Raw genomic sequence first — 26,563 nt, forward strand, 5'->3', positions numbered from 1 at the left:
CCCCGCACCCCGCACCCCGCACCCCGCACCCCGCACCCCGCACCCCGCACCCCGCACCCCGCACCCCTCACCCCTCACCCCTCACCCCTCACCCCTCACCCTTCATCACTATCAGCAGGCACAACGCTGCGCGCGCGAACACGTCGCCGAATCTCCGAATCCAGAATCAGCCGCCCACGTAGCTTCCCCTTCATCCGCTTCACGTAGCGTGGCGCTTCAGTCATGTGGATCACCATCAACTCGCGAACCTTCTCAACGTCACGCTCACGCGCCGCCTTGGTAATCGCTTTGTGAATTTTCACGTTCGCCTGGCCGAACCGCTCGTGTTCGGACTGCGGCGTGTCGTTCCGAAACTCGATCAGCTGCCGGATCATTTCGTTGATCAACTCGCAACTGAAACGCAAAAACGGATTCGGATTCGCCGCGGCCAGAATGTCATGAAAGTTCACATCTTCCTGACGTTGCCGCACGATATCTTTCCCGCCGTGCGACGACGCCGGCCGATCGCAACACGCAATGCTCGCTTCGAGCGCGTCGAAATCCTGATCGGTGAGATGCGGCACCGCCCCCGCCGCAAGTTCAGGCTCCAGCAATTTACGCACGGTATAAATATCGTCGATGGAAACGTCTTTGAAGAACAGATAGTTCTGCAAAAGCTGTAACGTGCGATCTAGCGGCACCTCCACCACCATGCCGCCACCGGTCGGGCCCGTGGTCACCTTGATGAGCCCTTGCACCTCGAGCGACTTCAGCGCCTCTCGGATCGTACTTTTGCTCACCGAAAAAAGCTGCTGCAACTCCACCTCACGCGGCAACCGATCGCCCGGCTTCAGGTCCTTCTCGGTGATGAGCCGTTTGATTTCCTCCGCGACCAGATCGCCGCGCTTCTGCTGTTTGATCTCAATCGCGGCGCCAGCCTTGGCGCGGTCCATGGCCATATTCGATGCTCCCAGTTTGTCCTGCGCAATCCCCAATCCCCAGTCGGCTCACCGGGCTTCGCAATGGTCTGCGAAGCCGCCTCGATACCGCCAGGAATTTTGCCTTATTGACACCCGAATTTATTGTACCTACGATCAAGTCCAACCTATTTATCATGATAAATAGAACAAAGCAGGTGCGGTGGAAAACTTCACCGCCGCCAGTAAGTTCGAGCAGTCGCAAGCAGTCGTTCGCGCAACGCGTGCAGTTTCGTAGTCGGTCAGTGTGTGTCTCTTTCCTGAGGAGCGTCATTTTGAATCGCCGAAATATGTTGAAGCTGGCCGCGTTGTCGGCCGTTCCGGGGACGTTGGGTTCGCTGGTCGCGCGTAGCGCGCTTGCGCAGGCCACGACCTTGCAATTTGCCTGTCCGGTGCCGATGTCGGGACCGTTCGCCGCGAACGGCAAATACGCCGACCTCGGCATGAAGCTCGCGATCGAGCAATATGGCAAAGTGCTCGGCGAGCCGCTCGCTTACACGGTGCTCGACACGGAGGGCAAGCCTGCAACGGCGGTGCGTCGCGTGCAGGAAATCGCGCAGCAGAAGAATGCGCGCTTCTTTGCCGGCGGTATTCTGTCATCCGAAGCACTGGCGATGGGCAAGGAAGTTCAGAAAGCCGGCGGCGTTTTCATCACTACGGCCGGCGCGGACGAAATCACCGGCAAGGACTGCAATGACGCTACGTTCCGCTGGTCCGTGCCGACCTACGGCGCGATCGAGCAAACGGTACGTCCGCTGATCCAGATGCTGCCTAAGGCAAAACGCTGGTACACGATCACGCCGCAATACGTGTTCGGCGACGGCCTGTTGTCAGCTGCGAAAGCGATCTTCAAAGAGAAGAACATCGAGCATGTGGGCAACAGCTATCACTCGCTCAACGAGAAAGAATTCAGCGGCTATCTGACGAACGCAGTGGCTGCAAAGCCCGATGTATTACTGATTCTGAACTTCGGCTCGCAATCGTCCGACACGCTGCGCCAGGCTGTGAGCTTCGGCATGAAGAGCAATTGCACGATTCTGATGGCGTGGGCATCGGGCCTCGAGCAGTTCGAATCGCTCGGTGCGGACCTGTGCGAAGGCGTTTATTTCGGCGCGCAGTACTGGCACGGCATCGATTCGCCGCTCAATCGCGATCTCGTCAAACGCGCCAACGCGGCATTCAAGGCTAACCCCAACTATAGCCTTGCGGGCTCCTACATTTGTACGAAGATTCTGCTCGACGGCATTGTGAAAGCGGGCAATGTCGATCCGAAGAAAGTCGTCGCCGCGCTCGAAGGCATGAAATACGACGGTTTGACCGGCCCTGAAGAAATCCGCAGAGGCGACCATCAGGTACTGAAGAACTATTATCTATTGAAGGGCAAGGCGAAGAACAAGATGAAGAACGCCGACGACTACGCAGATATCGTGAGCTCAGGCCAGTCGTTCCTGTCACTCGATAAAACCGGCTGCAAAATGACCTGATGCAGCGGCGCAATGCGGTGCTGTCGCGCGTCAAGACGTGTGTGCCCGCAACGATCTTCTTTCGCCCCATCCTATAGACAGACGCCATGAACGTTTATCTTCTCCAGATCGTCAACGGCATCGGAGTGGGAATGCTGTATTTCCTGCTCGCGGTCGGCTTGTCGATCGTGTTTGGCCTGCTGCGCTTCGTGAACTTCGCGCATGGGGCGTTCTATCTGCTCGGCGCCTATTTCTGCTATCAGGCCATGCAGTGGTCGATGAATTTCTGGACCGCGCTGGTGGTCGTGCCAGTCGTCGTCGGTGCGCTTGCATGGGTCGTCGAGAAACTGATCTTGCGGCACGTCTACGCGCGGCAGCACGAGTTTCATATTCTCGTGACAGTCGGCCTCGCGCTCGTCGTGCAGGAATGCGCGATCCTGATCTGGGGGCCGATCGGCGACAACGTGCCGGTGCCGGACGTGCTGAACGGCGTGGTGATATGGGGTAGTTTCGTCTATCCGAAGTACCGGCTGTTCGTGATCGGCTTCACTGTCGTGCTCGCGGTGTTGCTGTGGTGGGTGCTGGAAGGCACGCGGCTCGGCAGCGCGGTGCGCGCGGGTAGCGAATCGACGGAGATGGTGTCGCTGCTGGGCATCAACGTGTTGCGTGTCTTTAGCCTGGTGTTCGCGCTTGGCGCGGCAACGGCCGCGTTGGCGGGGGTGCTTGCCGCGCCGATCCGCGGCGTCGATCCGTTCATGGGCATCGAGGCGCTCAGTGTTGCGTTCGTCGTGGTCGTGGTCGGCGGGATGGGTAATTTCCTCGGCGCACTCGTTGGTGGATTACTCGTGGGAATCGTGCAGAGCGTGATGAGCACGTTGTGGCCGGAAGGCGCGCGATTGATGATATACGTCGCGATGGCCGCCGTTCTATTGCTGCGTCCGAACGGTTTGCTCGGGAGGGCAGCATGATCGATACCTCGAAACCCGGCGTGCAAAACGTTCCGTCGCCAACGACTCGGCGCGGCGCAAAAGGCGCAATGTACCGCTATCGTTTCCTGCTGCTCGCGTTACTAGTGGTGTGCGTATTACCGTTAACCCTGCGTTCGGGATCACTGGCCACGGAAGTGCTGGTGTTCGCGCTCGCCGCACTCGGCTGCAATTTGCTACTCGGCCACACCGGCTTGCTTTCATTTGGTCAGGGCATTTTCTTTGGGCTCGGCAGCTATTGCGCCGGTCTGGTTCTCACCAAAACGGCGTTGTCCGTTCCCGTCGCATTGCTCGCGGCGATTATCGTCGGCGCGGCGACCGCCGCATTGGTCGGATGGTTTTCGATTCGCCAGCGCGGCACGTACTTTGTGATGTTGACGCTGGCGTTCGGGCAACTGTTCTATTTTCTGGCGTATACCACGCCGGATGTGACAGGCGGCGATAACGGCTTGCTCGACATTCCACGCCCGGCGCTCGGACTGTTTGGCAAAACACTCGTACCTTTGGCATCGCCGTGGCAATACTACGGTTTCGTCGCCGTGCTTTTCCTCGTGGTGTTCTGGTTGCTGATGCGCGTGTCCCATTCGGTTTTCGGCCGCACGCTACTCGCGATTCGCGACAACGAGGCGCGCGCCGCAGCGGTCGGCTACGACGTCAAACGCTTCAAGCTGATGGCGTTCGTGATTTCCGGCGCGGTCACCGGTCTCGCCGGCGCGCTGCATGCGCTGATGACAGGCATCGCGCCGCTGTCCAACATCGACTATCACACGAGCGAGATGATTCTCGTGATGACGGTGATCGGCGGGTCAGGCAATCTGTTCGCATCGGTATTAGGCGCGGCGTTTTACGTGCTTTTCGCCGACTGGCTGTCGACACTGTGGCCGCGCTGGTTGTTATTACTAGGCATTGTGCTGATCGCCGTCAGTCTGTTCATGCAGCGCGGCTTGTGGGGTCTGGGCGAACGCATCTGGCAGTCATTGCGCCGCAACGGGGACAACCAGGGTAACAATGACCACCATGACCAGAAAGACAACGACGCCACCCAGGAGCCCGTATGAGCGAAGCCATTCTACGAGCCAGCGGTATCGTTAAACGCTACGGCAAATTCACCGCACTCTCCGACGTCAACCTGAACATCCTGCCGCGTACGGTGCATTCGGTAATCGGGCCGAATGGGGCGGGCAAAACGACACTGTTCCACGTTTTGACCGGCACGCTACCCATCACGGAAGGCAAGATCTTTTTCGACGGTCACGACGTTACGCGTGAGCCGGATCACAAGCGGGTGCGCCGCGGCGTCGCGCGTTCGTTTCAGGTGACGAGCCTGTTCGTCAATCTCAGCGTACGTGAAAATCTTCGCCTCGCCGCGCAAGGCGTCGATGCCGTGCGCGCGTTAAATGCTTGGACTCCGCCGCAGGGCGCGCTCACGCATGCAGAGACCGTCGACGGTGTACTCGAACGACTCGCGTTACAGCGTTTCAGCGAGGTGCCGGCAAGCGCGTTGTCGCATGGTCAGCAGCGCCGGCTCGAAGTCGGCATGGCGCTCGCCGCACGCCCCAAGGCGATCTTTCTCGATGAACCGACGTCGGGTATGGGTATCGACGATCTCGACGATATGAAGCAGTTGATTCGCGGACTGCGCGATGACTACACCGTGGTGCTGATCGAGCACAACATGGGGATCGTGATGGACATCTCCGACACGATCACCGTCATGCAGCAAGGACGTGTGCTGGTTGAAGGCCGTCCGGATGAAATTCGCGGCGACGAGCGTGTGCGCAGCGCCTACCTCGGCAACATGATCACCGGAGGCCGCGCATGATTCTCGACGTCCAGGACATTCACGGCTTCTACGGCAAGAGTCACATTCTGCAAGGCGTAACGCTGCAGATCGACGACGGCGAGACCGTCACGCTATTAGGTCGCAACGGCGCGGGCAAATCGACCACGCTCAAAGCGATTGCCGGCGTCGTCGCTCCGCAGCGCGGCACCGTGACCTTCAACGGCGCGAGGATCGGCACCCTGCCTTCGCACAAGATCGCCTCGCGCGGCGTGTGCTTCGTGCCCGAGCATCGCGGCATCTTCCGTTTGCTGACGGTCGAAGAGAACCTGAAACTCGGCGCGCGCAAAGATTCTCCGTGGCAACTCGACGACATCTACCGCATCTTCCCGCGCCTTAAAGAGCGGCGCACGAACGGAGGCGCGCAACTGTCTGGTGGCGAACAGCAAATGCTCGCGATCGGCCGCGCGCTGATGAATCACCCGAGGCTGCTGATGCTCGACGAGCCGGTGGAAGGACTCGCGCCGGTGATCGTCGAAGAGATCGTCGCGCAGCTCAAATTGATTCGCGAGGCCGGCGTGGCGATTCTGCTGGTCGAGCAGAACCTCGAAGTCTGCACGCAACTGGCGGACCGCCACTACATCATCGAACAGGGCGTGATCGTCTATTCGGGCGATAACGCTTCGTTCGCCGCGGACGAGTCGATCAAGGACCGCTATCTCGGCGTCGGCGTCGTCTAAAGCGCAATCTGTCTTCAACACGAGGAAGCATTGATGCAAGTTCACGAATCAACATCCGTTGCGACATCAGCGGATTTGCGAGTCGACGGCGCGCGGCTCTGGGACAGTCTCATGCAACTCGCGCAGCTCGGCGCGACGGAGAAAGGCGGTGTGTGTCGGCTTGCATTGACCGAGCTGGACCGGGAGGCGCGCGACCTGTTCATCGCGTGGGCGAAGGAGATCGGCTGCACGGTGCGGATCGACGCGATCGGCAATATCTTCGCGCGGCGGGCGGGCGTGCGTGACGACCTGCCGCCGGTGATGACAGGCAGCCATATCGATACGCAGCCTACCGGCGGCAAGTTCGACGGCAATTTCGGCGTGCTGGCAGGACTCGAAGTGTTGCGCACGCTCGCCGACGCCGGTGTGCAAACTCAGGTGCCGCTGGAAGTCGTGGTCTGGACCAACGAGGAAGGCTCGCGATTTGTGCCCGTGATGATGGGCTCCGGCGTATTCGCCGGCGCGTTTACGCTGGAGCATGCACTCGAACAACGCGACCGCGAAGGCATCTCGGTGCGCGACGCGCTGGCGGCGATCGGTTATGCCGGTGAAGATAAAACACCGCATGCGGTCGGCGCGTATTTCGAAGCCCATATCGAACAAGGTCCTGTTCTGGAGGCCCACGACAAAACCATCGGCATCGTGCAAGGTGCACTCGGTCAGCGCTGGTATGACGTGACGGTTCACGGCATGGAAGCCCACGCGGGTCCGACGCCGATGGAACTGCGTCGCGACGCCTTGCTGGTGGGCGCGGATCTGATTCACGCGGTCAACCGCATCGCGCTCGATCACGCGCCGCACGGACGTGGTACCGTCGGCTGGCTGGACGTGCATCCGAACTCACGCAACGTGATTCCAGGCCGCGTGACGCTCACGGTCGATCTGCGCGCGGCCGACGACACCACGCTCACCGCAATGGACAGCGCTTTAAGAGCCGCATGCGCGCAGGGTGCAAAGACGGGTATCGCGATCGACGTCGAACAGGTCGTCTATTTCCCACCTCAGCCGTTCGCTGCGGAGCTGGTCGCCGCCGTGAAGCAGGGCGCGGAACGACTGGGATTTTCAGCGATGGACGTCATCAGCGGCGCCGGCCACGACGCGGTCTACCTGGCGCGAGTCGCGCCGGCCGCGATGATATTCGTGCCGTGCAAGGACGGCATCAGTCACAACGAAATCGAAGACGCACGCGCTGACGATCTGGAAGCCGGCTGCAACGTACTATTGCAGGCCATGCTGAACGCCGCGCAATTGACGCAACGGGCCCCGAACGAAGCGGGGAGCGAACCGGGGAGCGTCGGTGTATGAAAATCCTGATCGCCCGGATGAACCACGAGACCAATACGTTCTCGCCAGTCGCCACACCATTGGCGGCGTTCGGCCGAAGCGGGCCGAACTACGGCATGGACGCATTCGACGAGAACAAGGGCATGCAGACGGCGATGGCCGCCTTCATCGACGCCGCCGAGCGCGAGCAGGCGCGGATCGTGACGCCGGTGTCCGCATCGGCGAATCCGAGCGGACCGGTCGAGGCCGCCGCGTACGACGCGATTTGCGACGCGATCGTTGCTGCCGCAACCGGCTGCGACGCTGTGATGCTCGATCTGCACGGCGCGATGGTTGCGAAAAATTCGAACGATGGCGAAGGCGATCTGCTCGAACGCGTGCGCACCGCGTTGCCGCACGCGCCAATCGCGGTAGCGCTCGACCTGCACGGCAACGTCACGCAAAAGATGATCGACAACGCCGACGTGATCGTCAGCTTCAAAACCTATCCGCACGTCGACATGTACGAGACCGGCGCGCACGCGGCGCGGCTGATGTTCGATCTCGTGCACGGCAAAGCGAAGCCTGTGATTGCATGGCGGCAGCCGCCGTTGCTCACGCACACGCTGCGCAGCGCAACCGCCGAGGGCGCGATGAAACGCGCCGTGGACGCCGCGCGCGCGGCCGAAGCCGACGGCCTGCTGGCGGTCTCGGTGTTGTCGGGTTTCTCGTTGGCGGATATTGCCGCGCCTTGCATCAGCGTGGTCGTCGTGAGCAACGGCGACCACATGCTGGCTGAAGCGACCGCCGAGCGCATCGCGCGGCAGATCTGGACGGAGCGCGAAGATTTCGTCTATCGCAGCGCGCCGCTCGCCGACTCGGTCGCGCAAGCGGCCGCGCTCGCGCAAGGCGCCGACAAACCTGTTCTGCTGCTCGATCACGGCGACAACTGCATGTCGGGCGGCTCCTGCGACACCATGGACCTGCTCGAGGAAGCGCTGAAGCAGAAGCTCGAAGGTATCGTCAGCGGACCGTTGTGCGATCCGCAAGCGGTCGCGGCGTTGATGGCGGCCGGTGTCGGCAGCACGGTGACCGTGACCATCGGCAACAAGGTGGCGGGCAACGCGGTCACGCCACGGCCGCCGGTCGCCGTCACGGGTGTGGTGCGCGCGCTGACCGATGGCGAGTACGTAATCAGCGGACCGACCTACACGGGCCAGCGCGCCTTCATGGGACGCGCCGCGGTACTCGACACGGGCACGGTGAAACTCGTGCTCACCGAGCGCACGCACGAGCCGTGGGATCTCGGCGTGTTCGAGAGTGTCGGCATCGATCCGCGCCGCGCGCGTTTCCTGTTGCTCAAATCGCGCATGTATTGCCGGCCGGTTTTCGTGCCGATCGGCGCGGCGCTGGTGGAATGCGACAGTCGCGGTGTGACGAGTTCGGATTACGGGCTGTTCGAGTTCAAGCAGGTGAGGCGGCCAGTCTATCCACTCGATGCCGACGCCGACTGGCCATCCACGCAGTGAATCGATCCACATGTCGGCCATTTCGTGCGATGCGGGGCTTGTGCAACGCGCACGGAGTCTCTATAATTCGCGCCTCTAAAGGCTCGTAGCTCAGTTGGTTAGAGCACCACCTTGACATGGTGGGGGTCGTTGGTTCGAATCCAATCGAGCCTACCAACGCATCAGTGACGTAGACGAAAGCGGCTCCGCTTTCGTCTACGGTCCTGTCAAAACGTATCACCTCGTCGTAGTAACCCCTCTTAGTACCCAATCCGTTTCAGCCGTCATGCTCTCGCGCGTGCATTGCTCGCGTATCGCGTCGTCCATCGCCAATGCGCGGTACAGTTGAGCTTCTCCGTTTCGCCACTGAATAAACTGCCGTGTTCGCCACGCAGCGCCGGCAGCTTTAAAAAGGAAGCTGACGCAATGAAGAAGCTGATCAACGACGTCTCCGCGGTCGTCCCGGACATGCTCGACGGACTCGCGGCACTCAATCCCAATCTTTCCCTGCTGCACGGCGGCTCCATCGTCGCGCGTGCCGATGCCGAGTCCGCTGCCGCGCGCGGCGAAGTCGCGTTGATCTCGGGCGGCGGCTCGGGCCATGAACCGGCGCACGGCGGCTATGTGGGCGCCGGTATGCTGAGCGCGGCCGTGGCGGGCGAAGTTTTCACCTCTCCCTCCACCGACGCTGTGCTCGACGCGATACGCGCGGTAGCTGGCGCGGCAGGCGTCTTGCTGATCGTGAAGAACTACACGGGTGACCGTTTCAATTTCGGCCTTGCCGCCGAGATCGCGCGCGCCGAAGGCATTCCAACCGAGATGGTGATCGTCGCCGACGACGTCGCGCTGACAGCAAGCGGCGACCATGCGGGTCGTCGCGGACTCGCCGGGACCGTGCTGGTCCACAAGATTGCGGGCGCGGCGGCGGCAGCCGGACGAACCTTGCCCGAAGTCGCGCAAATCGCACGCGAGGTGGCCGGCTCGCTCGGCACCATGGGCGTTGCGCTGACGCCGTGTACGGTGCCCGCAGCGGGCAAACCCGGCTTCGAACTGGCCGACAATGAAATCGAATGGGGACTCGGCATTCACGGCGAACCCGGCGTGTCGCGCGGTGCGATGGAGCCGGCCGATATCATTGTCGGCAAGCTGCTGGAGAAGATCGCCGGCGACCTGTCGTTGCAGGCCGGTGAGCGCGTGGCCTTGCTGGTGAACAACCTGGGCGGTACGCCATCGAGCGAATTGAACATCGTGGCGGGATCGGCGCTGCGTTATCTGGCCGGTCACGACATCAAGGTCGAACGCGCGTGGGCGGGTACGTTCCTCAGCGCACTGGAAATGGCGGGCGTTTCGCTGTCGCTGCTACGCGTGGACGACGAACGCCTGCGTTGGCTCGACGCCGCGTCGCATACCAGCGCATGGCCCGCATTGAGCGGCCGCGTGGCGCAGGTTTCCGTGCGGCCCGCGCCGGCTAAACCGGAGAGCGTGAAGGGGCCGACGCTTTCGCGCGAAGCGCCGTTGCGCCGCGCGATCGAAGCCGTTTGCGCATGCTTGCTGGAAGCCGAAGCGACGCTGACCGAACTGGATCAGCGCGTCGGCGACGGCGATCTCGGCATCAGCCTGTCACGCGGCGCCCGCGAGATTCTTGGCGAGATCGATACCTATCCCGCCGAATCGACGCCGGGCGCCGTGTTGCGAAATATCTCCGCGACAGTCCGGCGTGTGGTCGGCGGGACATCGGGGCCGCTCTATGCCGTGATGCTGGTGCGTGCCGCGGTCACGCTCGAACAATCGAGCACAAACAAAGCTACCGCGCGGAATTGGGCCGCCGCGTTCAGCGCGGGCGTAACAGGCTTGATGGAACTCGGCGGAGCGCATCCCGGCGATCGCACGATGGTCGATGCGCTCAAACCCGCCGCCGACGCATTGCAATCCGCGCTCGCGGGCTCGCAAGAGACGGGCGTTGCATTGAAGGCCGCCGTCGATGCGGCCACCGAAGGCGCCGCGCAAACCGCGTCGATGCATCCACGGCGAGGGCGGTCGAGTTATGTCGGCGACCGCGCGCTCGGCCATGTCGATCCGGGCGCGCAGGCCGTGGCGTTGTGGCTCGCGGCGATTGCTAGCGCTTACAAATAGCACTCGCCGTCGAAGTAGGCTTTGCGCCAGTTGGTGATCGTCACACGCTCGAACAGGTCGACCTGTGAAAACGGGTCGGCCGCGATAAACCGCTCGGCTTCTTCGCGTGTGTTCAGATCGACCACATACACGCCGCCGCCCGCGCCGCTGCCGTCATCGTTCAGCTTCGCGCCGCAGGCGAGCAGCAGCGCCTTGTTCTGCTCGAGAAACGCCAGGTGCGTTTCGCGTTCACGCACGCGGACGTGCGCGTGGCCGGGTTTGTCGAATGTTTCGATGATGTAGGGCATGCGCGTTCCGCGTCAGTTCGGCACGATCGCCGACGGATGTTGCGCGAGCGGCGTGACGTTCAACACCATGTACGGAAACAGCGGCAACGAGCTAAGCAACGTGTGAAGCTCGTCGTTCGATTCGACGTCGAGCACGCTGTAATTCGCGTACTGTCCGGCCACGCGCCACAGATGCCGCCATTTCCCCTCATTCTGCAGCTTTTGCGAGAACGCTTTTTCTTCCGCCTTCAGACGATCGATCAGCGCCGTGTCGGCGTCGGCAGGAATCTGAACCTGCATATGGACCATATACAACATCTCACCCCCTCCGTCAGATAGGCCGCGCGCGGCGGCCGGAATGTCTATTTAACCCCAGGCGAGGATCGCCACGGTGTACACAATGCCGATCCAGAACATCATGATGACCGTATAGCCCATGATGTCCTTCAGTTTCAGCTTCGACAGCGCGAGCGCAGGCAGAATCCAGAACGGCTGGACCAGATCGTTCCACGCATTGCCGAGCATCACGGCGGTCGCGGTGTGTCCCACCGAGGCGCCGATCGACTTGGCTGCTTCAATCATGAACGGTCCTTGAATCACCCAATGACCGCCGCCCGAAGGCGCGAAGAAGTTAATGAAGAACGAACTCACCAGACCCCAGAACGGCAAGGTGGCGGGCGTGGCGATCTTCACGAAGAAATGCGAGAACGTATTGACCAGTCCCGACGACGCCATGATTGCCATGATGCCGGCGTAAAACGGATACTGCAGGATGATGCCGCTGATCGTGCGAATGCCTTCGTTCAGTTTTTCGACGTAGCGAATCGGTGTGCCGAGCAGAATGATGCCGAGAAACAGAATGATGAAGTTGATCAGGTTCAGGTCCATCGAACCGCCGCCGCGAAAATACAGCACCACGTAGACCACGCCGATTGCGCCGATCAGGTAGCTCAGCAAGCGGCTGTTGTTCAGGCGATTCGCGAGCGTGTTGCTGTCGTCGATATCCACGGCGGGCGCTGCGCTTCTAGGCGCCGCGTTCAACGCACGGTCGATCTCCGTCACCGGCTGGCCCGGCTTCGGATGCAGCCACGCATTCAGCAGCGGCAGCGTGATGATGACGACCAGACTGGTAATAAGCATGGTCGGCGAGAAGATCGTTTCCGACAGCGGAATCACGCCCATTTGCGCTTCCATCGGATGTCCCTTGGTGGAGATCAGCACCGGAATGCTGGCCGACAGGCCGAGGCCATACAGCGTGAAGCCGCTATAAGCCGACGCGATGATCAACGGATAGTGCACGCCCTTGATACTCATCGCGAGTTTGCGCGCGACGATCCCACCGATCACCAGACCGAAGCCCCAATTCAGATAGCTGCCGATTCCGCCCACCAGCGTCGCGACGATTACCGCCATGCGCGGATCGTGCACGCGTGCGACGAGCCGGTCGAGAAACCGTTCGGTCAGCGGTGCGGTGGCAAGCACATAGCCCATGGCCAGAATCACCGCCATTTGCGTCGTAAACGCGAGCAGTGCCCAGAAGCCCTTGCCCCAACTCAGCGTGAGCGCGCTGACCGCCTGGCCTTGCACGAGCACGGCAAGAATCATCGTGAGCAACGTGAGGCCGATGGCGAACACGAACGGGTCCGGCAGATACTTGCGCATCAGCTCGGTAAAGAAGGCGGTGACTTTCTGCATATGACTGTCTCTGGATTGGTCGAATAATAGTTATCGGGTCATGCGGCGAGATACGACGGTGCTGCTTATGAGTCGTTGGCGGCGGATTCCTTGCGATAGCGGACGAGGTTCATCAGCGCGCGATCGCGCCAGGCGACGCGCGCCTCCCATTGATCGAGCGGCAACGCGCGGCGGCGTGCGGTGTCGACGGTGGCGACGAGTTCGCTTGTCCACGGATCGTGCTGACCGCGTTCGGCGCCCATGCGTGCGTACGAAGGGCCCATTTTTTGCGCGTGCGATGCAATGCCGCCCCGTGTGTTCAGATCGACGGTTTCGAACGGACCGATCACCGACCAGCGCAAACCGAGACCTTCGCGCACGACGGTATCGACGTCGTCCACCGACGCAACGCCGTCGCGCACGAGACAATACGCCTCGCGCAACAGCGCGCCTTGCAGCCGGTTGAAAACGAAGCCTTCCACTTCCCTCGCGACGCGTATGGGCTTGAGCCCGGCTTCCGTGAAGAGACTCATGGCGCGCGTCACTGCATCGGTATCCGTGAACGGCGCGGGCACGATTTCGACGACAGGTATCAGATAAGGCGGATTGCCCGGATGCGCGACGAGGCATCGGCCGCGGCCAGGCAAGGTTTCGTCGACAAAGCGCGACGCCGCGAGAAACGACGATGCGCTGGCGAGAATCGCATGCGCGGGCGCGGCGCGATCGAGTTGCGCGAACAGGTCGCGCTTGATCTCGACGCGCTCGGGCGCGCATTCCTGCACGAGATCGGCATCCGCCGCGGCGGCTTCGAGCGTCGTGACGATGCAAACGCGCGCGGCGATCTCGTTAGCCGCTTCATCGAGCAGGCCGAAATGGGTCAGTTCGTCGAGCCGTTGCTTGATCTCCGCTGCCGCCAACTCGCGCCGTTCGGCCGCCGGATCATACAAACGCACTTGCCAGCCGGCACGCGCGAACACCACGGCAAACGCAATGCCGATACTGCCGCCGCCGACAATTCCCGCACGCCGCGTCACCTGAACCCGCATGCTCACACTCCCGCGACGCCGACGGTCATGCCGCCGCACACATACAACACCTGACCGGTGACGAAGCCGCTGCGCGCGTCGAGCAGATATGACGCCGCATGCGCGATATCGTCCGGCGTGCCGACGCGTTTCACCGGCACGCTGTCGACGATGGCGCGCGTACGCGGCGCATCCGGCGGATTCGCGCGGTCGAACAGTTCAGTGCGAATCGGACCGGGACCGATCGCGTTCGCGGTCACACCGAACGCGCCGAGTTCGAGCGCCCAGACACGCGTCATGCCGATCAACGCCGCTTTGGTGGCCGAATAAGCGGTGCGAAGTTCCTTGCCGAGCGCCGCGCGCGACGACATATTGACGATCCGTCCGAAGCCCGCGGCTTTCATGCCGGGCAACAACGCCTGCATGCATTGCAACGAGCAGCGCACGTTGAGCGCCCAGGCACGTTCGAGTTCCTCGAGCGATTGCTGATCGGCGCTAGCCGGCATTACGACGCCGACGTTATTGATAAGCCGCGTGATCGGGCCGGCTTCCAGCGCACGTTCGAGTGCGATAGCGGTTGCCCGCGAGTCCGACAGATCGGCGATCAAGCCATCGCCCACGCGGTCGATCACGACCACGTCATAACCGTCTTCCTCGCAACGCTGTGCGCACGCCGCGCCGATGCCGGCAGCGCCGCCGGTAATCAATACTCGTTCTTTGGCCATGTTTCAGAATCAGAAGATGAAAGAGGAGAAGCTCAAACGGTCGCGATCGGCGTGACCGGCGAGCCCATCGCACCCGGCAAGCGCAGCGGCGGTGCGGTCAGCATGAAGTGCGAGCGGCCGTTCGCACGCAGCCACGTGGCGAGGTCGCGCAGGTACCAGAGTTCGCCGAGCGGCAGACCGAGTTTGAACAGGCAGTGATGATGCAGAGGCAGCATCGGATGCTCGCCTTCGGTGGCCGGCGGTCGTGCTGGATAGCGTTCCACCGCGTAGTTGTCGGCGGCGAGCGCGGCGATGCCGGAATCGGTGATCCATTGCAACAGGCGTTCGTCGCGGCCATCGAGTGCGCAGCAATGACTGTCGAGCACGCTTTCGTCGGGGTGGCGATTCATCTCCAGCACCATCTCGGCGAAACCGGTGCGCAGCACGAGCATGTCGCCGCGTTCTATTTGCACGCCGTCGGTTTCGATGGCGACCATCAGGTCCTCGTAACCGACCGTGCGATGCTCGCGGCCGTAGTGCGCGACCAGATCGATCAGCACGCCGCGTCCCTGCATACCTTTGACCGCGAGATTTTCGATGCCGAGCACGTCCGCGTGACTGTGTTCGCCGCCACAGGCGTGCGGCGCGAAATTGTCGTCGGCGCGATAGTCGATCGGTCCGACGATGTCCGTCCGCGCGCGGTAACCGTTGTAGTAGACGCTTTCGGGCACCCCGTCGCCGTCCGCGTCGAAGCGTGCGCCCACGTGCGCGAGCGAATCCCATTGCGTCGAGTACTGCAGGCTGAGCAGCACCTGGTCGTCGCTGATTACGTCGGTCGCGCCGGGGGTGTTGCGTGCGAATGGGAAATTCACGTAGGGCAGGCCGTCATTGAAAGTCGGCCGCAATACCGGCGGATGACGGCGCGCGTTCAGTTTGCTGTCGCCGGGAAAATCGAGCGGTAAAGACAGGCAGAAGCTCAACCCCGCGCGGATCTCGCGGGCGCCTTTGAGCACCTGTTCCGCGCCGATCAGATTCGGTCGGCCGAGTTGGTCGTCGGCGCCGAATTCGCCCCAGTTCGATCCTTCAGGTTTGTTCTTCCAACGCATGGCTACTTCCTCTACTGATCTGGCCTGCGCGCTTCACGAGTCGAGCGGTGAAGCGCGCCGTCACGCGAGCAAAGCGGGCGGGATCTGGCCGTAAATGTCGAGCAGCGCTTCGATCGCGCGTGGTTCGTTTCTGAGAAGCCGCGCCTTCGGGCCACCGATCACCAGCGCGAATGCCTCGCCATGAATCAGGAAACCGCGCGCAAGCCCGGCGACGTCTTCGACGTTTTCGCCCGTCGAGCGATGCCAGCCGTTTGTCACGCCTTGCTCGACTTCGATTTCGAGCGCCTGGCGCTCGATCACCGTTCCGTCGGTCGACGCGCTCCACGGTTCGCAACTGTCGAGCAGCTTGCGACGCGCCTCCACTGAGAGCGCGCCGAGCAACGCCTTGCCGGCCGCGCTCGCATGCACGTACATGAAGCCGCCGGGTTCGTCGCTGTAGCGAATCTTCTGGCGCGACTCCATCACGTCGAGATAGACGACGCGATTGCCGGCCAGGGTGGCGAGCGCCGCGGTCTCGCCGGTGGCGTCGCGCAAGGCCGTGAGCAGCGGCTGGAACAGCAGCGTCAACGGGTCTTCGCTGCAAATGTCGCGCGCCACGTGCAGGAGCCGCTGGGTCGGGTAGTAACCGGCCTTGACGCCCGGCGCGTACAGGTAGCCCTTGGCGACCATGGTCTGCAAAAGCGCGTGGCAACTCGACAGCGGGATCTCGGTTCGACGCGCGATCTCGCTGTAAATCATGGGTTGCCGCACTTCGGCAAAGAGGTTTATCACGTCGAAGACGCGTACTGCTGTTTTCACATCCATGAGAACATTATCGACATATCGATAACTGGATGGCAATAGCGAGCGGGGTATACACCTAGGTCGAGCGAACTTCGCGGTCACCGCCGCAGGGTAATTCCTTAGTTGACGCTGGTTATGGGCGCTCCCTATAGTCGCGCTTTCTGTTCGATAAAGGAAATTAAGTTCATCAGGCGAACATTCGCCGAAATGAAAAAGGACAGAAACGGATGAACTTCGAGTTCTTCCGACGCATTCGCGATACCAACATGGAGACGTACCCCGATGGCGCTCACGCTCGACACACAACGCCGCAATGCCCGCAATGCCCGCAAGGCAGGCATCGCATCATTCGTTGGGACAACCATCGAGTGGTATGACTTTTACGCGTACAGCACGGCGGCGGCGCTCGTGCTCGGCAAGATCTTCTTTCCGACCACTTCCGCGCTGGCCGGCACGCTCGCCGCGTTCGCAACGTTCTGGGTGGGGTTTCTGGCGCGGCCGATCGGTGGGATCATCTTCGGCCACCTGGGCGACCGGGTCGGCCGCAAGAAAACGCTGATCATCACGCTGATGCTGATGGGCTGCTGCACGACCGGCATGGGCCTGCTGCCTACCTACAACCAGGTCGGTCTGCTGGCGCCCGCGCTGCTGATTCTGTTCCGCCTGATGCAGGGCATTGCAATGGGCGGCGAATGGGGCGGTGCGGTGGTGTTGTCGTCGGAACATGCGCCCAAGGGCAAGGAGATTCTCTATTCCGCGTTCGCGCAGCAAGGCTCACCGGCGGGCAATCTGCTTGCCACGGTAGCGTTTCTGCTGACGTCGATGCTGCCCGATCACCAGTTCCTGACATGGGGCTGGCGCGTGCCGTTCCTGTTCTCGGCGCTGCTGGTGGCGGTCGGTATGTTCATCCGGATGAGCGTCGAGGAATCACCGGCCATGCAGGAATTGAAAGACAAGAACAAGGTCGCCAAACTGCCGATCGCCGAGGTGTTCCGCAACCACAAAGGCCTTGTTGCGATGGGCGTGGGCGCGTGCGTGATCGGTTTGTCGGCGACTTACTTCAAGACGACGTTCGCGCTGTCGTGGGCGGTGACGAGCATTGGCTTCGACCGCACGCAGTTTCTCACCGTGATTACGGGCGCCATCATCGTGCAGTTGATCGTGCAACCATTCGGTGCGGTGCTGGCGACGAAAATGGACCTGAAAAAAGCGGTCATTTATATGCTGGTGCCGGAAATCGTGGCACTGCCGCTAATGTTCTCGTTGATCGCCACCGGTTCGACCAAACTCGCGATGCTCGGCATGGCGCTCGCCTCGATCCCGCACTCGCTGTACTACGCGGCAATGGCCGGCATTCTGGCGAAGTCGTTCCCGGTGCAGGTACGCTACACGGGCATTTCGCTGTCTTATCAGATTTGCGGCATGGTGTTCGCCGGCACGACGCCGATTCTCGGTCAGTACCTGCTCGGCGCGACCGGTTCGATTCTGTCGGTCGTCGCGCTTGGCGTGCTGCATGTGTTGATTACGCTGTTCTGCGCGCTTGGTTTGATCACACGCATGCATCAGGAAGGCGCGCGCGACGCGGCGCGTGAGGCCGCGCTCGTCCAGGGCTAAGTTGCCCGAACACGGTTGCCTTGAAGAAGACGTCCCCGGTGGACGTCTTTTGCCGTTAAGGGCGAAACAGATCGTACCCGGCCAACGCGACAACGCCGCTGACCATGATCATTGCGACCGAATGTTGTCCGAAGTAAAGCAGGCCCGCGGCGGACCAGCTCGTCAGGGCGAATGCAGCGATATGTTTCATACGTTAAAACCCCAAAGCGACGGCGAGCAGGCCGCTCACCACACCACACACCACGACGGCCAGCGCAACCACCGTCAGCACGCGACGCGGGAACGAGCGCCCGAGCATCGCCATGGACGGCACGCTGATTAGCGGCAGTGTCATCAGCAACGCGCCGGCGGGACCGGCCGCCATGCCGAAGGACAGCATGGCCTGGATGATCGGCACTTCGCCGGCGGTCGGAATCACGAACAGGGTGCCGGCAATCGCCAAGGCGACGATCCACAGCAGACTGTTGTCGATATTCGGTCCGATGTGCGGGAACAGCCACGCACGCGCCGCGCCGAGAATCAGCACGAGCACAATGTATTCGGGAATCAGCCGCAGCGTCATCGTGCCGAGAATCTTGACCCAGCGCGTGAAGGCGGTGCCGGGTTCGTCGAGTGTGACCAGTTGGGCCATGGCTTCGCGCGATGCTTCGGCTTCCTTCGGCGTGACCATGCGGTTCACCAGATAGCCGAGGCCGAACACCATCACGATGCCGAGGGCGAGCCGCAGACCCATCCACTGCCAGCCGAGCACGAAGCCCATGAAAATCAGCGTGGCGGGATTCAATGCGGTATTGCCGAGCCAGAATGCGATCGCCGCGCCGGGCGCGGCCTGACGCGCGCGCAAACCGGCGACGACCGGCGCCGCGCAGCAGGTACACATCATGCCGGGCAACGACATCAGGCCGCCTTTCACAACGCTGCTGAAATCGCTGCGGCCGAGCGCACGCGCGACCCATTGCGGCGGAATCAACGCCTGCACCGCCGACCCCAGCAGCAGGCCGAGTACCATGGCTTGCCAGATCGCCTTGCCGTACGCAAAGGCGTAATCGACGGCGGCTTGCCACGACGCCGCGGGCGCACTCGCCGAGGCGCCCATCAGGATCGACTTGCCGATCGAATGCTGGCTCGCCGCGACGAACGCGCGGTTGTAGTAGGGGAACCACTTCACATAGAAGAGGCCGACGACGGCGATCAGCAGAAACACGATCCAGCCCAAGGCGACGCGAGGCTGACGGAGAGTTGATTGCATGATGGTGTTAAACGTAAGTTTTAATCGGGTAATCAGGTCACAACGAGCGTGCGGCTGTCGAGCAGCGCGAGGAGTGCCTTCGCCTGGTCGACGACATCGTCGTCATTGGGACGGAAAAGTAGCGGCAATGCGCGCGGCAATTGCACGAAATGCTGATGGCTGCTGCGCGCATAAGCCGGATCATAGTGTCGCTCGATCAGCTCGCGGGCGAGTTCGGCGCGCGCATTGCCGTCCACCAGATGCTGCCAGCCGGCGACGCGTTCGCGGCTGTGCAAGCCGATCATTCTCTGCAACTGCGCTTTCAGTGACTCGGGGTCGTCGAACAGATGCGCGTAGTCGTGCAGCAGGAACGCCGCGCGATCTTCGCGGCTCGACTGTACTTCGACGCAGGCGCCTTGATGAAACGTATCGAGCAGCGCGAGTGGCAGCGTGATGGAACCGATGCGGCGGCTCTCCGCTTCGACGAATACCGACCGCGCCGGATCGAAGGCGCGCAGGGCGGTGGCGAGCAGCGTGTCGAAACGCTTTTGCGACGGTTGCGGCACGCCGGCCCATGCGCCGAGCAGCGAACCGCGATGCGACGCCAGCGCTTCGAGATCCAGCGTTTGGGCGCCCGCCTGATTCAGCGCGGTGAGCAGGCGCGTCTTGCCGCTGCCGGTGGGACCCACCAGCGCGATATAGGTGAAGCGGGTCGGCAAGGTGACGAGCGTGTCGAGCGTGGCGCGCCGGTAGCTCTTGTAGCCGCCGTCGAGTTGGCGTGCCTGCCAGCCGATCATGTTGAACAGCGTGGTGACCGAGCCCGAACGTTTACCGCCGCGCCAGCAATAGATGAGCGGCCGCCAGTTGCGCGGCCGGTCCGCGAAGGTCGTTTCCAGATGATGCGCGATGTTGCGCGCGACCAGCGCCGCACCGATGCGCGTGCCTTCGAACGGCGACACCTGTTTGTAAGTCGTGCCGACCAGTACGCGTTCCTCGTTGCTCAGTACCGGGGCGTTGGTCGCGCCCGGAATATGGTCTTCCGTGAACTCGAGGGGCGTGCGTACGTCGATGATTTCGTCGAAATCACCGGCTTTTTCGAGGCTGACGAGAAGATTTTTCAAGGGGAACGGGCAGGGCGGCGCAGCGGAAGGATGAAATTATCGCATGCGCCGCCAAACCCGGCAGGCGGGCAATCGGCACGACGGTCAGGGCGGCTGTCGGGGCTGTTGTAGCGGATTGTCAGTCGATTGACCGCGCGTGCCGAGCGCCTGCCTCAAACGATTTCGACACGGCCTTCGCCGCCCACCATCTCGCCGATCACGCGGGCGTCGCTGAAACCGTCGGCGCGGAACAGCGCGAGCACGTCGTCGACGCTGTCCGGTGCGCACGACACCAGCAAGCCGCCCGAGGTCTGCGGATCGGTGAGCAGCGTGCGCGCCGTCGCCGGCAAGGTGGACGGCAAGACGATGTCCTTGCCATACGCGTCCCAGTTGCGGCCCGACGCGCCGGTGAAAATGCCGGCTTCGGCGAGACTGAGCACGTCCGGCAGCCACGGCAGATCGGCGTAGCGGACGCGTGCCGTCAACCGCGAACCGCGCGCCAATTCCAACGTGTGGCCAAGCAGGCCGAAGCCGGTAATGTCCGTCAGCGCATGCACACCGTCCAGCCTGGCCAGTTCGGCGCCTGGGCGGTTGAGCTTGGTGGTCGCGCCAATCATCGCGGTGTAACCCGCCGCATCGAGCCGGTCTTTCTTCAATGCCGCCGAGAGAATGCCGACGCCCAACGGCTTACCCAGAATCAGCACGTCGCCGGCTTGCGCGCCGGCATTACGTTTGACGCGCTTCGGATCGACCACGCCCAGCGCGACCAGCCCATAGATCGGCTCGACCGAATCGATCGAATGGCCGCCGGCGAGCGGAATGCCGGCCTCGGCGCAGACCGATTCGCCGCCCTTCAGCACGGCCGCGATCACGTCGTGCGGCAACACGTTGATCGGCATGCCGACGATCGCCAGCGCCATGATCGGCTTGCCGCCCATCGCGTAGACGTCGGACAGTGCGTTGGTCGCGGCAATGCGGCCGAAGTCGAACGGGTCGTCGACGATCGGCATGAAGAAATCAGTGGTGGCGACGATCGCCTGCTCGTCGTTGAGCTTGTAGACGGCGGCGTCGTCGGCGGTATCGTTGCCGACCAGCAGGTCGGGGAAGAACGGCAGCGGGGCGCTGCGTTTGAGCAGATCGGCGAGCAGCCCGGGGGCGATCTTGCAGCCGCAACCGCCGCCGTGCGACAGGCTGGTCAAGCGGGGCGACTGGGTTGCGGACGTGGCGTTGTCGGTCATGGCGGTACTGAAACTCGGACTGGAATGTCCGCATTATGCGGGTAGTTCGGGCGCGGGGCTTTGAGGGTGACCTGCGCCTAAGACCTGAAGCACGGCAGCGTAAGCGTTTCATTGAATCGGCTATGCCGCTTCATATTCGACAATGCGTTCAAGACGGCAAGATATGAAGCACGACACTATTTCCGCCCCTATAATCGATTCAGGATCCCAAAAAGAGCCGAGGCCGATACATGCCCCACATGTCCCGGCGACAATTCCTGAAGGTGTCCGCTACCACGCTAGCCGGATCGAGTCTTGCCCTGTTGGGCTTCTCGCCGGCGCCCGCGTTAGCGGAAGTCCGTCAGTACAAGTTGTCGCGTACCACTGAAACCCGCAACACCTGTCCGTATTGCTCGGTAGGTTGCGGCATCCTGATGTACGGACTCGGCGACGGCGCCAAGAACGCCAGGTCCAGCATCATTCATATAGAAGGCGATCCCGATCACCCGGTCAATCGCGGCACGTTGTGCCCGAAGGGCGCGAGTCTGATCGACTTCATTCATAGTCCGAGCCGTCTGAAGTATCCGGAGTACCGTGCGGCCGGCGCGAATGAATGGACGCGTATTTCCTGGGAAGACGCGCTCGATCGCATCGCGAAGCTGATGAAGGAAGACCGCGACGCCAACTTCGTCGAAACGACGGAAGACGGCAAGAAGGTCAACCGATGGCTGACCACCGGCATGCTCGCAGCCTCTGCCGGTAGCAATGAAGTGGGTTATCTGACGCACAAGACTGCCCGCAGTCTCGGCATGCTGGCGTTCGACAATCAGGCGCGTGTTTGACACGGTCCGACGGTGGCAGGTCTTGCCCCGACGTTTGGCCGTGGAGCGATGACGAACCATTGGGTCGACATCAAGAACGCGGACGTGATTCTGGTGATGGGCGGCAATGCGGCCGAGGCGCACCCGTGCGGTTTCAAATGGGTCACTGAAGCGAAGGCGCACCGCAAGGCCAGGCTGATCGTGGTCGATCCGCGTTTTACGCGCACGGCTTCGGTCGCGGACTATTACGCGCAGATTCGAACCGGCTCGGACATCGTGTTCCTTGGCGGGGTGATCAACTATCTGCTCACGAACGACAAGATTCAGCACGAGTACGTGAAGAACTACACGGACATGTCGTTTATTGTCCGTGAGGATTTTTCGTTTACCGATGGACTGTATTCCGGCTACGACGCAGACAAGCGCAAATACGACCAGAGTTCATGGGACTACGAACGCGGCGACGACGGCTTCGCGAAAGTCGATCCGACGTTGCAGGACCCGCGCTGCGTCTATCAGTTGTTGAAGCAGCACTACGCGCGTTATACGCCGGAGCAGGTCGAGAGAACCTGCGGAACACCGAAAGAGAAGTTCCTCAAGGTGTGCGAGATGCTGGCTTCCACGGCGGTGCCGGGGCGCGCCGGCACTGTACTGTATGCGCTCGGCTGGACGCATCATTCGGTCGGCGCGCAGATCATTCGCACCGGTGCGATGGTGCAATTGCTGCTAGGCAACATCGGCATTGCGGGCGGCGGAATGAACGCACTGCGCGGTCATTCGAACATTCAGGGGTTGACCGACCTCGGCCTGATGTCGAACCTGCTGCCGGGCTATATGACCTTGCCGATGGAAGACGAGCAGGACTTCGACGCGTTTATCACCAAACGCGCGACCCAGCCGTTGCGGCCGAATCAGCTGAGCTACTGGCGCAACTATCGCGCGTTTCACGTGAGCTTCATGAAGTCCTGGTGGGGCGACAACGCGACTGCCGAGAACCACTTCGGCTTCGACTATCTGCCCAAGCTCGACAAATCGTACGATTTGCTGCAAGCCTTCGAACTGATGAATCAAGGCAAGATGAACGGCTATATCGCGCAGGGTTTCAACCCGCTTGCCGCGGCGCCGAACAAGGCGAAGATCGGCGCGAGTCTGGCCAAGCTGAAGTGGCTCGTCATCATGGACCCGCTCGCCACTGAAACGTCGGAGTTCTGGAAGAACTTCGGCGAGTTCAACGACGTGGACCCGAAGTCGATTCAAACCGAAGTATTCCGTTTGCCGACCACCTGTTTCGCCGAAGAGCGTGGCTCGCTGGTCAGTTCCAGCCGCGTGCTGCAATGGCACTGGCAAGGCGCGGACGGTCCGGGCGAGGCGAAGAGCGACCTCGAGATCATGTCGGGTCTGTGGCTACGCATGCGCGAGGCTTATCGAAAGGACGGCGGCAAATATCCCGATCCGATCCTGAAGATGAGCTGGCCGTACGCAGATCCGGAAAGCCCGACACCGGACGAACTCGCGATGGAGTTCAGCGGCAAGGCGCTCGCCGATCTCACCGATCCCAAGGACTCCACCAAAGTGCTCGTTAAGAAAGGCGAGCAACTGTCGGGCTTCGCGCAATTGCGCGACGACGGCAGCACCGCGAGCGGTTGCTGGATTTTCTGCGGCGCGTGGACCCAGGCGGGCAATCAGATGGGCCGGCGCGACAACTCCGACCCGACGGGAATAGGCAATACGCTGAACTGGGCATGGGCCTGGCCGGCCAATCGGCGCATTCTGTACAACCGCGCTTCGTGCGACGTCAGCGGTAAGCCGTTCGATCCCACGCGTAAGCTGATTGCATGGAACGGAACGGCGTGGACGGGGCCCGACATTCCCGACTTCAAGGCGGACGAGCCGCCGGAAAACGGCATGAATCCGTTCATCATGAATCCGGAAGGCGTGGCGCGTTTCTTCTCGCGCGACGGTCTCGTGGAAGGCCCGTTCCCCGAGCACTACGAGCCGTTCGAAACGCCGTTGGGTTACAACCCGCTGCATCCGAACAACAAGGCGGTGGTCAGCAATCCGGCGGCGCGCGTGTTTCCGGATGACCGCGCCGCGTTCGGCACGCACGAGAACTTCCCGCATACGGCGACCACGTATCGTCTGACTGAACATTTCCACTACTGGACCAAGCACGCGCGTTTGAATGCGATCGTGCAGCCGCAGCAGTTCGTGGAGATCGGCGAGGACCTGGCGAAAGAGGTCGGCGTGGTCGCGGGCGATCGTGTGAAGGTGTCGTCCAATCGCGGGCACATCATTGCCGTGGCGCTCGTCACCAAGCGGATCAAACCGCTGATGATCGAAGGCAAGAAAGTCCAGACCGTCGGCTTGCCGCTGCATTGGGGTTTCAAGGGGCTCGCGAAACCGGGCTATCTCGTCAATACGCTGACGCCTTCCGTAGGCGATGGGAATTCGCAAACACCGGAATTCAAGTCGTTCCTCGTCAAGGTCGAAAAGGCATAAGGAACAGAGATGGCACTCCAATCACTGGATATCAAACGCCTGTCGGCCACGACCTTGCCTGAACCGCAAGTGCGTGTGCCGGTCACGGGCACGGTCGCCAAGCTCATCGACGTGTCGAAGTGCATTGGCTGCAAGGCATGTCAGACCGCCTGCATGGAATGGAACGATCTGCGCGACGAGATCGGTATTACGACCGGCATCTACGACAACCCGCGCGATCTGAGCGAGCATTCGTGGACCGTCATGCGGTTTTCCGAATACGAGAACGAAGAAGGCGATCTCTCGTGGCTGATCCGCAAGGACGGCTGCATGCATTGCGAGGATCCGGGCTGTTTGAAGGCGTGTCCGTCGCCGGGTGCGATCGTGCAGTACACGAACGGCATTGTGGATTTCCACGAGGAAAACTGCATTGGCTGCGGCTATTGCGTGACCGGTTGTCCGTTCAACGTGCCGCGTATTTCGAAGCAGGACAATCGCGCTTATAAATGCACGCTGTGTTCGGATCGGGTGGCGGTCGGTCAGGAACCGGCGTGCGTGAAGACCTGCCCGACCGGCGCGATCATGTTCGGCACCAAGGAGGACATGAAACAGCAGGCCTCGGACCGTATCGAGGACCTGAAAGAGCGCGGTTTTCAGAACGCAGGTCTGTACGATCCCGCCGGTGTGGGCGGTACGCATGTGATGTACGTGCTGCATCATGCTGACAAGCCGACGCTGTATCACGGCCTGCCGCTGAATCCGAAGATCAGCGTGATGGTTTACTTGTGGAAGGGACTCGCCAAGCCGCTGGCGCTCGCCGGCATCGCGTTCGCGGCGCTGGCCGGCTTCTTCCATTACACACGGATCGGTCCGAACGAGGTGTCCGAGGCGGACGAAGCCGAGGCCCGGCACGAAGCCGACGAGGTACGCCGTTCTCAGGAGGCCCCCGATGAAACACGGTGAGCAAGGCGAGTTGAAGGACGTCGAAGGCCACAGCCTGATCGAGCGGTACACGCCAAATGAGCGGACGAATCACTGGATCACGGCGATCAGCTTCGTGCTGCTCGCGCTGTCCGGGCTGGCAATGTTTCATCCGGCTATGTCGTGGCTTTATGCGATCTTCGGCGGCGGGCAGTGGACGCGGATTCTGCATCCGTTCGTGGGCTGCGTGATGTTTCTGTCGTTCCTGATTCTCGCGCTGCGCTTCTGGCATCACAACTATCTCGACCGCGCCGACATACAGTGGATGAAGCAGATTGGCGACGTGCTGAACAATCGCGAAGAAAAGCTCCCCGCGATCGGCAAGTACAACGCGGGTCAAAAGCTGCTATTTTTCACCATGGTGATGTGCCTGCTGCTGTTGCTGGCAAGCGGCATCGTGATCTGGCGGCGTTATTTCTCGTTCTACTTCCCGATCGAGATCATTCGCTTTGCCGCGCTAGTGCATGCGGCCGCGGCGTTCGTGCTGATCGTCGGGATCGTCGTGCACATCTATGCGGCGCTGTGGATCAAAGGATCGATCGGTGCCATGACGCGCGGCACCGTGACATATGGTTGGGCGAGAAAGCATCATCCGAACTGGTTCAAGGAAATCATTGGCAAATCGGATTGAAGCAAGCCGCGCTTTGTTGCGCGCCGCATTTCGGGCCGCCGCTTGGGTTCATGGGAACGGCGGCGGC

General features: G+C 61.9%; 23 protein-coding genes and 1 tRNA gene. 13 read left to right on the top strand and 11 right to left on the bottom strand.

Going from position 1 to position 26,563, the window contains the following annotated elements; translation table 11 throughout:
- Nucleotides 1–95: 95 nt before the first annotated feature.
- Nucleotides 96–938 (bottom strand): FadR/GntR family transcriptional regulator, encoded by an 843-nt coding sequence (locus B0G83_RS34585; protein ID WP_105511801.1) that lies wholly within the window; start codon nt 936–938, stop codon nt 96–98.
- A gap of 293 nt (nt 939–1,231) precedes the next feature.
- Between B0G83_RS34585 and B0G83_RS34590 the strand changes: the two genes are divergently transcribed.
- From B0G83_RS34590 to dhaK, 9 genes are all read left to right on the top strand, one after another.
- A complete protein-coding gene (locus B0G83_RS34590; RefSeq protein WP_105511802.1) occupies nt 1,232–2,440 on the top strand; it encodes an ABC transporter substrate-binding protein in 1,209 nt (402 codons plus the stop codon).
- A gap of 86 nt (nt 2,441–2,526) precedes the next feature.
- On the top strand, nt 2,527–3,387 hold the full coding sequence (locus tag B0G83_RS34595) for a branched-chain amino acid ABC transporter permease (protein WP_105511803.1): 861 nt from the start codon (nt 2,527–2,529) through the stop codon (nt 3,385–3,387).
- Nucleotides 3,384–4,463 (top strand): branched-chain amino acid ABC transporter permease, encoded by a 1,080-nt coding sequence (locus tag B0G83_RS34600; protein WP_258168456.1) that lies wholly within the window; start codon nt 3,384–3,386, stop codon nt 4,461–4,463. The genes B0G83_RS34595 and B0G83_RS34600 overlap by 4 nt, the downstream gene beginning before the upstream one ends.
- Entirely contained in the window at nt 4,460–5,227 is a 768-nt protein-coding gene (locus B0G83_RS34605; RefSeq protein ID WP_105511804.1) for an ABC transporter ATP-binding protein, read from the top strand. The genes B0G83_RS34600 and B0G83_RS34605 overlap by 4 nt, the downstream gene beginning before the upstream one ends.
- On the top strand, nt 5,224–5,925 hold the full coding sequence (locus B0G83_RS34610; protein WP_105511805.1) for an ABC transporter ATP-binding protein: 702 nt from the start codon (nt 5,224–5,226) through the stop codon (nt 5,923–5,925). Before B0G83_RS34605 ends, B0G83_RS34610 begins: the two co-directional genes overlap by 4 nt.
- A gap of 33 nt (nt 5,926–5,958) precedes the next feature.
- Entirely contained in the window at nt 5,959–7,269 is a 1,311-nt protein-coding gene (locus tag B0G83_RS34615) for a Zn-dependent hydrolase (RefSeq protein ID WP_105511806.1), read from the top strand.
- Nucleotides 7,266–8,756, top strand: coding sequence for a M81 family metallopeptidase (locus B0G83_RS34620; RefSeq protein WP_105511807.1), 1,491 nt, complete (start codon nt 7,266–7,268; stop codon nt 8,754–8,756). Before B0G83_RS34615 ends, B0G83_RS34620 begins: the two co-directional genes overlap by 4 nt.
- 79 nt (nt 8,757–8,835) lie before the next feature.
- Nucleotides 8,836–8,912: transfer RNA gene (locus B0G83_RS34625), tRNA-Val, on the top strand.
- A gap of 249 nt (nt 8,913–9,161) precedes the next feature.
- Nucleotides 9,162–10,868: a dihydroxyacetone kinase subunit DhaK gene (gene dhaK, locus B0G83_RS34630; RefSeq protein WP_105511808.1), complete on the top strand. Its 1,707-nt coding sequence runs from the start codon at nt 9,162–9,164 to the stop codon at nt 10,866–10,868.
- On the opposite strand, the gene B0G83_RS34635 is transcribed toward dhaK, so the two are convergent.
- From B0G83_RS34635 to B0G83_RS34665, 7 genes are all read right to left on the bottom strand, one after another.
- Nucleotides 10,859–11,155 carry a YciI family protein gene (locus B0G83_RS34635; protein WP_105511809.1) on the bottom strand — a complete coding sequence of 99 codons (297 nt, stop codon included), beginning with the start codon at nt 11,153–11,155 and terminating at the stop codon, nt 10,859–10,861. The genes dhaK and B0G83_RS34635 overlap by 10 nt on opposite strands.
- A 12-nt stretch (nt 11,156–11,167) precedes the next feature.
- A complete protein-coding gene (catC, locus tag B0G83_RS34640) occupies nt 11,168–11,452 on the bottom strand; it encodes a muconolactone Delta-isomerase (protein ID WP_105511810.1) in 285 nt (94 codons plus the stop codon).
- A 48-nt stretch (nt 11,453–11,500) separates the two neighbouring features.
- The gene (locus B0G83_RS34645) at nt 11,501–12,829 is read right to left on the bottom strand and encodes a short-chain fatty acid transporter (RefSeq protein ID WP_105511811.1); all 1,329 of its coding nucleotides are present in this window, start codon (nt 12,827–12,829) and stop codon (nt 11,501–11,503) included.
- Between the two features lie 65 nt (nt 12,830–12,894).
- Nucleotides 12,895–13,854: a 3-hydroxyacyl-CoA dehydrogenase gene (locus tag B0G83_RS34650; protein WP_105511812.1), complete on the bottom strand. Its 960-nt coding sequence runs from the start codon at nt 13,852–13,854 to the stop codon at nt 12,895–12,897.
- Nucleotides 13,855–13,856: 2 nt separating this feature from the next.
- Nucleotides 13,857–14,558 carry an SDR family oxidoreductase gene (locus tag B0G83_RS34655; protein ID WP_105511813.1) on the bottom strand — a complete coding sequence of 234 codons (702 nt, stop codon included), beginning with the start codon at nt 14,556–14,558 and terminating at the stop codon, nt 13,857–13,859.
- 32 nt (nt 14,559–14,590) lie between these two features.
- The gene (locus tag B0G83_RS34660) at nt 14,591–15,643 is read right to left on the bottom strand and encodes a cyclase family protein (protein ID WP_105511814.1); all 1,053 of its coding nucleotides are present in this window, start codon (nt 15,641–15,643) and stop codon (nt 14,591–14,593) included.
- A gap of 60 nt (nt 15,644–15,703) precedes the next feature.
- Nucleotides 15,704–16,447: an IclR family transcriptional regulator gene (locus B0G83_RS34665; RefSeq protein WP_105511815.1), complete on the bottom strand. Its 744-nt coding sequence runs from the start codon at nt 16,445–16,447 to the stop codon at nt 15,704–15,706.
- A gap of 261 nt (nt 16,448–16,708) precedes the next feature.
- Between B0G83_RS34665 and B0G83_RS34670 the strand changes: the two genes are divergently transcribed.
- Complete coding sequence (locus tag B0G83_RS34670) at nt 16,709–18,040, top strand: MFS transporter (RefSeq protein ID WP_105511816.1); 1,332 nt, start codon at nt 16,709–16,711, stop codon at nt 18,038–18,040.
- Nucleotides 18,041–18,233: 193 nt separating this feature from the next.
- Here the strand turns inward: B0G83_RS34670 and B0G83_RS34675 are convergent, their stop codons facing one another.
- The 3 genes from B0G83_RS34675 to selD all read right to left on the bottom strand — a co-directional run bounded on the left by B0G83_RS34675 (nt 18,234) and on the right by selD (nt 21,606).
- Nucleotides 18,234–19,289, bottom strand: coding sequence for a permease (locus B0G83_RS34675; protein ID WP_105511817.1), 1,056 nt, complete (start codon nt 19,287–19,289; stop codon nt 18,234–18,236).
- Nucleotides 19,290–19,321: 32 nt separating this feature from the next.
- Nucleotides 19,322–20,389 (bottom strand): tRNA 2-selenouridine(34) synthase MnmH, encoded by a 1,068-nt coding sequence (mnmH, locus tag B0G83_RS34680; protein WP_105511818.1) that lies wholly within the window; start codon nt 20,387–20,389, stop codon nt 19,322–19,324.
- Between the two features lie 152 nt (nt 20,390–20,541).
- The gene (gene selD / locus B0G83_RS34685; protein ID WP_105511819.1) at nt 20,542–21,606 is read right to left on the bottom strand and encodes a selenide, water dikinase SelD; all 1,065 of its coding nucleotides are present in this window, start codon (nt 21,604–21,606) and stop codon (nt 20,542–20,544) included.
- Nucleotides 21,607–21,836: 230 nt separating this feature from the next.
- On the opposite strand from selD, the gene fdnG reads away from it, so the two are divergent.
- The 3 genes from fdnG to B0G83_RS34705 are packed head-to-tail and all read left to right on the top strand — an operon-like array spanning nt 21,837 to nt 26,496.
- Complete coding sequence (gene fdnG / locus B0G83_RS34695; protein WP_146120340.1) at nt 21,837–24,905, top strand: formate dehydrogenase-N subunit alpha; 3,069 nt, start codon at nt 21,837–21,839, stop codon at nt 24,903–24,905.
- Between the two features lie 9 nt (nt 24,906–24,914).
- On the top strand, nt 24,915–25,847 hold the full coding sequence (gene fdxH / locus B0G83_RS34700) for a formate dehydrogenase subunit beta (protein WP_105511822.1): 933 nt from the start codon (nt 24,915–24,917) through the stop codon (nt 25,845–25,847).
- The gene (locus tag B0G83_RS34705) at nt 25,834–26,496 is read left to right on the top strand and encodes a formate dehydrogenase subunit gamma (RefSeq protein ID WP_105511823.1); all 663 of its coding nucleotides are present in this window, start codon (nt 25,834–25,836) and stop codon (nt 26,494–26,496) included. The genes fdxH and B0G83_RS34705 overlap by 14 nt, the downstream gene beginning before the upstream one ends.
- Nucleotides 26,497–26,563 lie beyond the last annotated feature (67 nt).

It is taken from the genome of Paraburkholderia sp. BL21I4N1 (genome assembly GCF_002973525.1).
In the GTDB taxonomy this organism is placed as follows: Bacteria; Pseudomonadota; Gammaproteobacteria; order Burkholderiales; family Burkholderiaceae; genus Paraburkholderia.